This window comes from Streptomyces sp. CAU 1734, assembly GCF_039888735.1.
Taxonomy (GTDB): domain Bacteria; phylum Actinomycetota; class Actinomycetes; order Streptomycetales; family Streptomycetaceae; genus Streptomyces.
The window spans coordinates 147,845-158,758 of sequence record NZ_JBDQQP010000018.1 but is presented as its reverse complement, the minus strand read 5'-3'; the positions used below and the strand labels follow the sequence as shown (position 1 = coordinate 158,758).

Annotated in this window: 9 protein-coding genes; 3 read left to right on the top strand and 6 right to left on the bottom strand. The window is 73.0% G+C overall.

All coding sequences use genetic code 11. The features are described from left to right. Positions 1–34: 34 nt before the first annotated feature. The 4 genes from AAFN69_RS29445 to AAFN69_RS29430 form a co-directional block, all read right to left on the bottom strand. Positions 35–1,099: an iron-siderophore ABC transporter substrate-binding protein gene (locus tag AAFN69_RS29445; RefSeq protein ID WP_347731909.1), complete on the bottom strand. Its 1,065-nt coding sequence runs from the start codon at positions 1,097–1,099 to the stop codon at positions 35–37. 67 nt (positions 1,100–1,166) lie between these two features. Then, positions 1,167–3,188, bottom strand: coding sequence for an ABC transporter ATP-binding protein (locus AAFN69_RS29440; RefSeq protein ID WP_347731908.1), 2,022 nt, complete (start codon positions 3,186–3,188; stop codon positions 1,167–1,169). Next, positions 3,185–4,876, bottom strand: coding sequence for an ABC transporter ATP-binding protein (locus tag AAFN69_RS29435; RefSeq protein WP_347731907.1), 1,692 nt, complete (start codon positions 4,874–4,876; stop codon positions 3,185–3,187). Before AAFN69_RS29435 ends, AAFN69_RS29440 begins: the two co-directional genes overlap by 4 nt. Before the next feature lie 525 nt (positions 4,877–5,401). Continuing rightward, positions 5,402–6,055, bottom strand: coding sequence for a hypothetical protein (locus AAFN69_RS29430; protein WP_347731906.1), 654 nt, complete (start codon positions 6,053–6,055; stop codon positions 5,402–5,404). Positions 6,056–6,187: 132 nt separating this feature from the next. On the opposite strand from AAFN69_RS29430, the gene AAFN69_RS29425 reads away from it, so the two are divergent. Continuing rightward, complete coding sequence (locus tag AAFN69_RS29425) at positions 6,188–7,753, top strand: amidohydrolase (protein WP_347731905.1); 1,566 nt, start codon at positions 6,188–6,190, stop codon at positions 7,751–7,753. A 151-nt stretch (positions 7,754–7,904) separates the two neighbouring features. Here AAFN69_RS29425 and AAFN69_RS29420 read toward each other — a convergent pair whose 3' ends face one another. Further along, entirely contained in the window at positions 7,905–8,471 is a 567-nt protein-coding gene (locus AAFN69_RS29420) for an ATP-binding protein (RefSeq protein WP_347731904.1), read from the bottom strand. Between the two features lie 171 nt (positions 8,472–8,642). Between AAFN69_RS29420 and AAFN69_RS29415 the strand changes: the two genes are divergently transcribed. Together AAFN69_RS29415 and AAFN69_RS29410 are read left to right on the top strand one after the other, a co-directional pair. Continuing rightward, positions 8,643–8,879, top strand: a complete 237-nt coding sequence (locus tag AAFN69_RS29415; protein ID WP_347731903.1) for a DUF397 domain-containing protein — start codon at positions 8,643–8,645, stop codon at positions 8,877–8,879. 88 nt (positions 8,880–8,967) lie between these two features. Beyond that, complete coding sequence (locus AAFN69_RS29410; protein ID WP_347731902.1) at positions 8,968–9,870, top strand: helix-turn-helix transcriptional regulator; 903 nt, start codon at positions 8,968–8,970, stop codon at positions 9,868–9,870. Positions 9,871–10,050: 180 nt separating this feature from the next. On the opposite strand, the gene AAFN69_RS29405 is transcribed toward AAFN69_RS29410, so the two are convergent. Then, on the bottom strand, positions 10,051–10,863 hold the full coding sequence (locus AAFN69_RS29405) for an SAM-dependent methyltransferase (protein WP_347731920.1): 813 nt from the start codon (positions 10,861–10,863) through the stop codon (positions 10,051–10,053). Positions 10,864–10,914 lie beyond the last annotated feature (51 nt).

The following is a 10,914-nucleotide window of genomic DNA, read 5'->3' as shown; positions in this document are numbered from 1 at the left end:
TCCCGGTCACCCGCCCGTTCGCGGCGGTGTGCGGTCAGGGGGCGGGCTGCTCCACCTTGGTCGCCGGCTTGCCGTCGACGGCGGCGGCGAGCTGGGGCACCAGGCGCTCGACGACATAGGGGATGCTGAGGACGGAGGTCATGGAGGTGGCGTTGCCGTAGTCGCTGGTCTCGTGGATGAAGACCTCGCGGCCCTCACCGACCACCTTCAGATCACCGTACGAGGCGTCCTTGTGGAGCTTCGCGGAGTCCTTGGCGACATCGCCGACCATCCACACGACGGCGTCCTGGTCGAGCAGATCGGTGCGCTCCTTGCTGATGTTGGCGCCGAACTTGTCGCCGATCGACTGGTCGAGATCCTTGGGGAGCTCGAATCCGAGCTGGGCCAGCAGGCGGGAGCGCGGGTCCTGGCTGCCGAAGACGAACATGCCCTCGTACGGGGTGGCCATCAGCGCGCCCCGGCCCTTGAACTCGGGCTTGGCCGCGGCCGCGATCTGCCCCTCCACCTCGGCGATGAGCTTCTCGGCCTCGGGCTGCTTGCCCAGGACGGCGCCGACCTTGGTCGTCAGCTCCTGCCAGGGGATGCCGTAGTCGTTGTACTCCTTGGGGTGGGCGACGACCTTGGCGACCGCGGAGAGGGACTTGTACTGCTCCTTGGTGAGGCCGCCGTAGAGCGCCAGGATCAGGTCCGGCTTGAGCGCGGCGATGCGCTCCACCTGCGGTCCGGTGCCGGTGTCCTTGAGCACGGTGGGCACGGCGGCACCGCCGAGCCGGTCCTTCGCCCAGGGGCCGATGGCGCCCTTGTACCCGCCGAGCCATTCGGTGGTGCCGACCGGGACGGTGCCGAGCGCGAGCACGGCGTCGTGGTCGGTGAGGCCGACGGTGACGATCCGCTTGGGCGCGGAGGTGATCTCGGTGGTGCCGTACTTGTGCGGGATCTCCACCGGGAAGGCGGAGCCCGCGGCGGAGTCCTTGCCGGATTCCGGCTTCTCGCCGCCGTCGCCGGCGCCGTCGTTGCCGCCGCAGGCCGCGGTGGCGAGGAGCAGGAGTGCGGATGCGAGCGCGGTGGCGAGTCGTGAAGCTCGCGATGAGCGGGCCATCGGTGGTCCTTCTGTCGGTTACCTGTGCGTGATGAGGCTGTGGGGGGTGGAGTCGTGAGGGACGCGGTCAGGACGTGGTGTCCCCCGGGCCGGCGGCCGTCGCGGGTGACGTGCTGTCGCGGGTGTCCGCCGGGCCGGCCGCGGGCGGGGGCGGGGCGCTGTCACGGTTGTCCGCCGGATCGGCCGCCGTCACGGACGGGGCGCTGTCGCGGTGGTCCGACCAGGCGTCCCAGAGGGCGGCGTACGGACCCTTGGCGGTGCGGAGTTCGTCGTGGGTGCCGCTCTCGGCGATCCGCCCGGCCTCCATCACCACGACCCGGTCGGCGCCGGCCGCCTGGGTGAGCCGGTGCGCGACGATCAGTACGGTGCGGCCCTCCACCGCCCGGTCGACCGCCTTCTCCAGCGCGCGGGCGCCCGCCGAACCGGCTTCGGCGGTGGCCTCGTCGAGGATGACGACGGGCGGATCCGCGAGGATCAGCCGTGCCAGGGCGAGGGCCTGGACCCGGTCGCCGCTGAGCCGGTGGCCGCCGTCGCCGACGACGGTCGCGAGGCCCTCGGGCAGTGCCTCGGCCCAGCCGAGCGCGTCGACCCGGTCGAGCGCGGCGCGCAGTTCCGCGTCGGTGGCGCCGGGTCCGGCGAGGCGGAGGTCATCGGCGAGCGGTCCGGCGAAGACATGGGTCTCCTGGGTGATGAGGGCGACCGTGCGGCGGAGTGCGGCGGGGCCGAGCTCGTCCGGCCGGGCGCCCCCGACGCGCAGTTCACCGGCGGACGGTGTGTGGATGCCGGCGATCAGTTTGGCGAGTGTGGTCTTGCCGGCACCGCTGGCGCCGACGAGGGCGACCCGCTCGCCGGGCCGGAGGGTGAGCGCGACCTCGTGCAGTACGGGCTTCCCGCCCGGGTAGGTGTGGCTCAGTCCGGTGACGGTGACGGACGCGTCGCGCGGCTCGGCGGCGTGTTCCGGTTCCCGCTCCGGCGGCTGGTCGGCGACGCCGATGATCCGGGCGAGGCTCGCGATCGCGGACTGGGCGTCGTCCAGGAGCACCAGCGCGGAGTTGACCGGGGTGAAGAGGCTGTGGAAGTAGAGGGCGGCGGCGGTCGCCGTGCCGAGGGACGCGGAGCCGGACCGCACCAGCAGGAATCCGGTGGTCAGCACCGCGGCGAGACCGATGAACTCGGCGATGTGGAGTCTGCTGTAGAAGCCGAGGACCAGCCGGACGCCGCGCATGGTGAGCTCGACCATGGACCGGGAGCGCTCGGCGACCCGCTCGGTGTGCTCGCGCTCCAGCCGGAAGGCGCGGACGGTCGCGCCGCCGCCGATGGTGTCCAGGAGCTGCTGCTGCTGTGCGCCGCCGGCGACCCGCTGCCGGGCGTAGAGCGGCACGGCCTGCCGGACGTACCAGCGGGCGGTGTGGGCCTGTACGGGTACGGCGAGCAGGGCGGCCAGCAGGAACCGCCAGTCGAGCAGGGCGAGCGCGCCGAGGGTGAGGAGGATGGCGAGAAGCGAACGGGCCAGCTCGGGGAGGGCGTTGCGGACGGCGTCGGCGACGAGGGAGACATCGCCGGTGACGCGTACGGTCAGATCGCCCGATCCGGCCTGTTCCACGCGTTCCAGCGGCAGCCCGAGGGCGCGCTCCACGAACCGTTCGCGCAGCCGGGCGAGGACGGTCTCGCCGAGCCGGGAGATCAGGCTGAGCCCGAGGCCGGTGGTGAGGCCCTGGGCGACGGCGACGGCCACCAGCAGCAGGATGACGGTGGTGATGGTGTCAACGGGCCGCCGGCCGGCGGCGAGGTCGACGATGCGGCCGAGGAGCGGCTGGGTGAGGAGTCCGATGGCGGTGGCCGCGACCATGACGGTGAAGCCGGTGAGGGCGAGCCGCCGGTGGGGGCGGAGGAGCTCGGCGACGGCCGCCCGGGTGCGGGCGCCCGTGGCGATGGGCAGCAGGACGCGGCGCGGTTCCTCCGCACCGGCGCCCGTGCCGGTGTCAGGGAAGCCGGTGCCGGTGTCCGGAAGGCCGGTGCCGGTGTCCGGGAAGCCCGTGCCGGTGTCCTTCCCCGCGCCGGTGTCCTTGTTTCCGTCCGCTCCGGTCATGAGAGCACCGCCGTCCGGTAGTCGGCCCGGTCTCGTACCAGCCGGGCGTGCGGGGCGTCCGCGGTCACGCGGCCGTTCTCGACGAGGACGACCCGGTCGGCCACCGCGAGCAGGGCGGGGCTCGCGGTGACCACGATGGTGGTACGCCCCCGGCGGATCTCGCGGATTCCCGCGGCGATCCGGGCCTCGGTGACGGCGTCGACGGCGGTGGCGGGGTCGTGCAGTACGAGGACCGGGGGGTCCGCCGCGAGAGCCCGGGCGAGGGCGACGCGCTGGCGCTGCCCGCCGGAGAGCGAACGTCCGCGTTCGGTGATCACCGTGGCGGCGCCGCGGGGCAGGGCCCGCGCCACGTCGTCCGCTCCCGACGCGGCCATCGCGGGACCGGTGCCCGCGGAGCCGGGCGCCGCGGAGACATTGGACTCCAGGGTGCCCTCGAAGAGATCGGCGTCGTGCTCGGCGACGAGGATCGCGGTGCGGATGTCGGCCGGGTCGAGGGTGTCGAGCGGCAGTCCGTCCAGTTCGGCCGTGCCGCTCTCCGGGTCGTGCCGCCGGCCGAGGCAGTTGAGCAGGGCCGCGGCGTCGGCGGGGTCGGTGGTGACGACACCGACGAGCTGGCCGGGTGCGATGTCGAGATCGATGCCCTTGAGCCCGGCGAGGGAGAGGCGGTTCAGCCGCACCCGGCCCGCGACGGGCCGGGGCAGGGTGCCCGAACCGGGGAGCACGGTCTCCTCGGCGGCCAGGACCTGGGCGATCCGTCCGGCGGAGGCGCGGCCCTGGGCGAGTTCGGCGGTGACCCAGGAGACCTCGGAGAGCGGTCCGATGAGGAAGAGGGCGAGGCCGACGGCGGAGACGAGTTCGCCGATGCTGATGTCCCCCCGGGTGGCGAGACGTCCGCCGATCAGGGCAACCACGGCGATGAACACACCGGTGAGGGCGAGCACGATCCCGTTCTGCCATGCCTGGGCGCGGGCGGCGCGGAGGGTGGCGGTCAGGGAGGCGCGGCTGGTGGCGCGGTAGCGGGAGACGGCGGCCGGTTCGGCGCCGATGCCCTTCAGGACGCGGAGTCCGGTGACCAGGTCGGCGGCGATGCCGGAGGCATGCGCGGCGCGTTCCTGTTCGGCCTCGCTGCGCCGCTCCAGCGGCTTGCTGAGGAGGTGGCCCAGCCACAGGAGCAGCGGGGTGCCGAGGAGGACGAGCAGTCCGAGTACGAGGGAGATGCGCAGCAGCACGACGGCGCTGACCAGGAGGCCCATGAGGGAGGCGACCCCGACGATCAGGGCCATGGTGACCGCGCCGACCCGCTTGGCGTCCTGGGTGGCGATGCTGGTCAGTTCGCCGGGCAGCCGTCCGTCGCCGGCGCCGCCGCCGGGTGCCAGGACCCGGGTGACGAGCTCGCACCGGAGCCGGTGGGCGGCGGTCTCGGCGGCGCGTTCCCCGGCCCGGGCGCTGAAGCGGAAACTGAAGGAGAGTCCGATGTAGACGGCGGCGAGGGCGGCGAGGCCGAGCAGCAGTCCGGAGGTGTCGCCCCGGGCGACTCCCCGGTCGATCACCACGCCGATGAGTACCGGGACCGCGACCTCACCGGCCTGATGACCCGCGCCCAGCACGGAGCCGATGACGACATCGCGGCGCTGCCCCGTGACCGAGCGTCGGAGCACCTGTTGTCCCGACAGGGCTTCCGACCCCATGCACACCCCTTCGGACCTGCCCGCAGCGCCCGGAGAAGCGGGCACGAGAATCAGGTAAGGCTAGACTAACTTCGGGTCATTGGACCACCCCGGCAACGGTGTTGGCCATCCGGGGAGGCCGGGGGCCGCGATGTGGCCGCCGTACGGGGGAGGTTGAGCAGCCGGGGCCGCACACCGCGCGGGCCGGCCGGCGGTCGCGGGGCCGGTGTGTACGGGAGGCGTCCGCGCGGGCCCGGCCGGCGCCCATGCGGCGGGAGACGAACATCCTTGTGCGGTGCGGCGCTTGAGGGGCCGGGCTCCGCGGCTTGTGCCGTACGGGGACTCGGTGGGGGGTGCTCGCGTCGCCGGGGAGGCACACCGAGCACACGGGGGCGGGCCGGCCTCCGGGCTGTCCGCCGGACGGACTGGAGGCGCGGATCCCTCCCCGGGCGGGGGGAGGAGGCACACCCCGGCCGTACTCCCCCGCCGGCGCCGCGCGGATCACCGGACCGGGCCCGGGCGCACCCGCGCCTGCCGGCGTTCGGGTCAGTCCGACGCCGCGCGGTCCGGGGGCGGCGGAACAGGACCCGGGGCCGGGTCCGCCGGCGGTACGGGGCAGGGCGCGGCGGGCGGCGGGGATGTGTCGACGCGCACGAGCCGGTAGCGCCAGTGCTCTTCGTGGCCCGGCCGGCCGCGCCGGCCGGACTTCTTCGGACGGGAGCGCCTGGCCGCCGCCACCAGTGCGGCGATCTCCGGGCTGTCCCGGCGGAGCCGGTAGAACGCCCGGCCGGACATCCCGATCAGCGCGGCGGCCGAGCCGTGGAGGGCGCCGCCGCGGACCGCTCTCAGCAGGACCCGCAGGGCGAGAGGGCTGAGCGGCGGCCGGCCGTTCTCACCGGCCGGAGCGAGCTCCGCGGCGGCGGCCATGGCTGCCGCGAACGCGGCGTCCTGCCGCTGCCAGTTGAGGAGCAGCCGCTCGGAGACCCTGGCCGCGACCGCGCAGCCCGCCGGCCCGAGGCCGAGCGCGGCGGCCCGCAGCGCGTCCGCCATCCGCGCGGTGGTCTCCTCGCGCAGGGTCGGTTCTCTCGGCAGGGCGTGAAGCAGGGAGCGATCGGCTTCCTCTTGCGCGTCGAGGCGTCCGAGCACACCATCGGCCCACGCCTCCAACCGGTTCGCGGAGATCGCCCCTCGTTCGTCCACGCATCAACACCACCTTAGGCTAGCCTCACCTAAGCATAGTCCGGGCTGTGATGACATCGATCCGGGGCGCGGGAGTTCCCCGCGTGAAGGAGCCGGCGGGGGGCGATCCCAGCCATCGCCGAAGGGACGCCTGTGCTCTGCACCAGATTCACCAACGCCAACATCATCACCATGGACCCGGCCCGGCCCGCCGCCCGTCAACTGGGCATCTGGCGGGGTCTGATCGTCGGAGTCGACGATCAGGTGTCCGGACTCCCGGCGCGCCGGACCGTCGATCTCGGCGGTGCGACCGTGCTGCCGGGGTTCATCGACAGCCATGTGCACACCGTCTGGACGGGTCTGAAGGCGCGGACACCCTCGGTGGCGCCGTCCGCGCGGGCGGCCGGCATCCTCGCGGCGGTGGCGGGCGCCGTCGCGGCGTCGGCCCCGGGAGCCTGGGTGGATCTGGCGGGATACGACCAGCGTCCGCTCGGCCGGCATCTCACCGCCGCGGAGCTGGATTCGGTGAGCGCGGGCCGCAGGGTGTTCCTCGCACACGACTCGGGCCACGGCTGTGTGGTCAACACCGCCGTGCTCGACGCGCTGCCCGCCGGGATCCGCACCGAGGGGTTCCTCGCGGAGGAGGCGATGAGCGAGGCCCGGCGGCTGCGGCCCGCGCGCACCCTGGAGGAGCTGGCGGACGCCATCGGCGAGGCCGGGCGGCAGTGCCGCCGCGAGGGGGTGACCGGCTGCGCCGAAGCGGGCATCGGCAGTGAACTACTCGTCCACAGCCCCATCGAGGCGGCCGGCCATCAGCTCGCCCTGGAGACGGGGCGGCTCCCCGTGCGCCTCCAGCTGATGGTGGCGGCCGACGCGCTGCGCCCGGTCGGGGCGGCTCCGGAGGACACCACCCCGTACGCCTTCGGTCTCGGGCTGCGGACCGGCTTCGGCGCCGGGTCCGGACGGCTCTCGCTCGGGGCGCTCAAGATCTTCCTGGACGGCGGCATGATGGCCCGTACCGCCGCGCTGAGCAGCCCCTACGAGGGAACGGAGAGTGCCGGACAACTCCAGCGGCCGGCACGGCCGGCGGCGGAGACCATCATCGCGGGCCATCTCGCGGGGTGGCAGCTCGCGGTGCATGCCATCGGGGACCGCGCGGTGGACATCGCCCTGGACGCGCTGGAGGAAGCCCAGCGGATACGCCCGAGGCCCGACGCCCGGCACCGGATCGAGCATGCGGGACTGGTCCGGCCCGACCAGCTGCCCCGGTTCGCCTCGGTGGGCGCCATCGCGGTGATACAGCCGTCCTTCCTGCGGTACTTCGGGGACGACTACGCCGGGATCATGGGTGCGCACCGGGCGCCGTGGCTCTACCGGGGCCGGGGCTTTCTCGACCACGGGATCCGGGTGGCCGGCAGTTCGGACCGGCCGGTCACCGAGGGGTCACCGCTGCGGGCGATCCAGTTCATGGTGGAGCGGGCCTCGGTGTCGGGGCGGATCATCGGCCCGGCCGAGGGAATCACGGTGGACGAGGCGCTGCGCGCGTACACGGCGGACGCGGCGTACGCCTGCCGCTGGGAGGAGAGCGCGGGGAGCGTCACCGCGGGCAAGCGGGCCGACCTGGTGGTGCTCGGCGACGATCCGCGGCGGGTGGAGACCGGCCGGATCGGGGAGATCGAGGTGGTGCGGACCTTCCTGGAGGGCGACGACACCCTCTGACGCCGTCTTCCGACGTCCCCGCCCGGCGACTTCCTCTGACGCCGGGACCGTCCGGGCGGTCCACGCGGGGCCCGCGCCGCCGGTGACCGGGATGACCCGGTGGCTCCCGCACCCCCGTGACGGGGGCCACCGGGCACCCCCGGCCCGGGGCTCAGCGGCCGGGCGCGGATTCGCGGGGCAGCGCGGCCCAGACCGTCTTGCCGCGCGGCGGGGTCAGCGACCAGGACCAGTTGCGGCTCACCGCCTGGATGAGGGCGAGCCCCCGGCCGCCGAGGGCGGAGAACTCGGCGTCGCGCGGGCGCGGGGGCACCGGGCTGGGATCGGTGACCGCACAGACGACGTCATGGGGGTGGAGGAAGATCCCCAGCCAGACCGGGTACTCGCCGTTGTCGGGCGCGGCCGGGTCCACGGCGTGCTGGACCGCGTTGGTGACCAGCTCGCTGACGACCAGCCCGGCGTCGTCGGCGAGCCCGCGCAGCGCCCATCCGTCGAGGGTGGCGGCGACGAACCGCCGCGCCTGGGGGGCGTTCCGCAGATTCCCGTCCAGACCGCAGGCGGCGAACCCCGTCGCGCCGAGGCCCTGACCGGCGCCCCACGGCGGCCGGATCGCTTCGGCGGCGCGCAGCGGCCATCCGGCGACCGGGCCGGGGACGGCGGCACGGCCGCCGCTGCCCTCCCTGACACTCGTGCTCGATGAGGCTGACACATGGGTCGTCACGGGTCATGTCCCCCTGGAGGATTCGGAGTTCGACGCTGCCGCAGCTGCCTGGGAACGAGTATGGTCGAGCATCCCGCGAGAATGCAATTGCATCTGGGATTGCAAATGGGATTGCATACGCCGGAGTCGAGGCGATCGACCGGACACCACGAGAGGCAAGGGGCTGTTGCAGTGAAGCGATTCTTCAACGGCATGGGCGCGGACACCGTCGGCTCGGTGACGTGGACCAAGAGCAGTCACAGCAATGCGACGGGCAACTGCGTGGAACTGGCCGAACTGCCCGACGGATCCGTGGCGATCCGCAACTCCCGCGATCCGCTGGGCCCGGCGCTGGTCTACACACGCGACGAGATAGCGGCATTCGTCGCCGGGGCCCGCAGTGGCGACTTCGATGCTGTCATTGGCTGAAATCCGCTGAACCGGCTGTCCACCCCTGTGCCCGGTGTGGACGACTGGTGAATACTGGCACTTCCCCAGCGTCCGCGAGGAGCGCCCGATGGCTGCGACCGACCCGCACGAGTCGTTGTTTCCGCGACCGCTGGGGGCAGTGGAGAACAACCCCACGGCACTGAAGCTGATCCTCGGCGGCAAGCTGCGCGAACTGCGCGTCGCCGCCGGGCTCGACCCCGCCCATGTGGACGGCCGGCTCGGTTTCTCACGATCCAAAACGAGCCGAATCGAACTGGGGCGCCATGGCTGCAAGCGGGACGACGCTCTCGCGCTGCTGGCGCTCTACGGCGTCGGGAGCGAGGAGCGGGTCGAGGAGTTCCTGCGGCTGGTGGACCAGTCCCGGCGCTCCGACTGGTGGCGCTCGTTCAGCGATGTGCTCTCGGACTTCTTCACCCCGCTGGTCGCGCTGGAGAGCGCGGCCGAGCGGATCCGCACCTACGAGCCGTTCTATGTGCCGGGGCTGCTCCAGACTCCCGCCTACACCCGCGCCGTGATCAAGGCCGGGCCCGGGCAGCTGCTCCAGCACGATGTCATGCGGCGGGTGGAGCTGCGGCAGGAGCGGCAGCGCCATCTCGACGAGCCCGGCGCGCCGCATCTGTGGGCGATGATCGACGAGTCCGTACTGCTGCGGACGGTCGGCGGCCGGGATGTGATGCGCGCTCAGCTGGAGCATCTGATCGCCATGATGGAGCGCCCCCGGGTCACCCTCCAGATCGCGCCGCTCGATGTGTCGGCGGCGGTGGGGGTCGGTACCGGTGTCACCTATCTGCGGTTCGCGCTCGGTGATCTCAAGGACGCCGTCTACATCGAGCATCTGACGGATTCGACGTTCAGTCAGAAGCCGCAGATCGTGGAGGAGTACCGGAACATGCTCGACCGGATGGGCGCCTGCGCGCTCACCCCGGCGGAGTCGATGACGGTGCTGCGGAAGCGGCTGGCGGAGTTCTGACGCGGTCCCGGCCACGCCCGGGACCGCGTTACGCACGGCGGAGAAGCCCGGCCGGAGCGCGTCCGCTGAGATGCGCTCCGGCCGGGCTTCTCCGTCTCCGCAGGCCGGCGCGGAAGGCCCGCGAAAACGGTCCGGCCCGGGCGGGGAACGTCTCCCCGCCCGGGCCGGCGGCCGTCGCGGCTACCTCAGCCGGGCCACGCCGCCCCACTCGATCCACTCGTCGGTCTGCTGCACCGGGGCCAGCTCGGTGTCCGGACGCCAGGTCGACACCTCCACCAGACCGGGCTCCAGGATCTCCAGGCCCTCGAAGTACTCGGTGACCTCGCGCTCCTCCCGCACCCTGCCCCAGTGGCCGCCGGTGGCCTCGGCCATGAAGTCGGTGACGAACTTCCGGATCTCCGGACGCTCGCTGACCAGCTGGCACACCACCAGGAAGCTCCCCGGGGCGAGCCGCCCGGCGACCGTGCGGATCAGGCCCGCCGGGTCGCTCTCGTCCGGGATGCAGTGCAGCACGGAGACGAAGAGCGCCGCGACCGGCTGATCGAAGTCGATGAGCCTGGTGGTCTCGGCGTGCCCGAAGATGTGGTCGGTGTCGCGCATGTCGGCCTGGATGACCGCCGTGCGGTCGTTCTCCTCCAGCAGCGCCCGGCCGTGCGCCAGCACGATGGGGTCGTTGTCCACATAGACCACCCGCGAGGAGGGGTCGATCGCCTGGGCGACCTGGTGGACATTGTCCTGCGTCGGCAGACCTGAACCATGGTCGATGAACTGGCGTATGCCGTACTCGCTGGCCAGCAGCCGCACCACCCGCTGAAGGAACCGGCGGTTGTTGACCGCCAGCACCTTGGTGCTGGGAACCTGCTTCAGCAGCTCGTCACATGCCAGCCGGTCCGACTCGTAGTTGTCGTTCCCTCCGAGGAAAAAGTCGTACATCCGCGCCACGCTGGGCACGGTTGTGTCGATGGCGTCCGGGCGCCACGACTCCTCTTGCATCCCTTGCTCACCCGCGTTCATGAAAACAGGGTCCGATAAGACGACCATGCT

Excerpts from the sequence above, each read along its gene's own strand:
- AAFN69_RS29435 (WP_347731907.1), bottom strand. The coding sequence starts at position 4,876 with ATGGGGTCGGAAGCCCTGTCGGGACAACAGGTGCTCCGACGCTCGGTC.
- AAFN69_RS29405 (WP_347731920.1), bottom strand. The coding sequence starts at position 10,863 with ATGCAAGAGGAGTCGTGGCGCCCGGACGCCATCGACACAACCGTGCCC.
- AAFN69_RS29440 (WP_347731908.1), bottom strand. The coding sequence starts at position 3,188 with ATGACCGGAGCGGACGGAAACAAGGACACCGGCGCGGGGAAGGACACC.
- AAFN69_RS29410 (WP_347731902.1), top strand. The coding sequence starts at position 8,968 with ATGGCTGCGACCGACCCGCACGAGTCGTTGTTTCCGCGACCGCTGGGG.
- AAFN69_RS29445 (WP_347731909.1), bottom strand. The coding sequence starts at position 1,099 with ATGGCCCGCTCATCGCGAGCTTCACGACTCGCCACCGCGCTCGCATCC.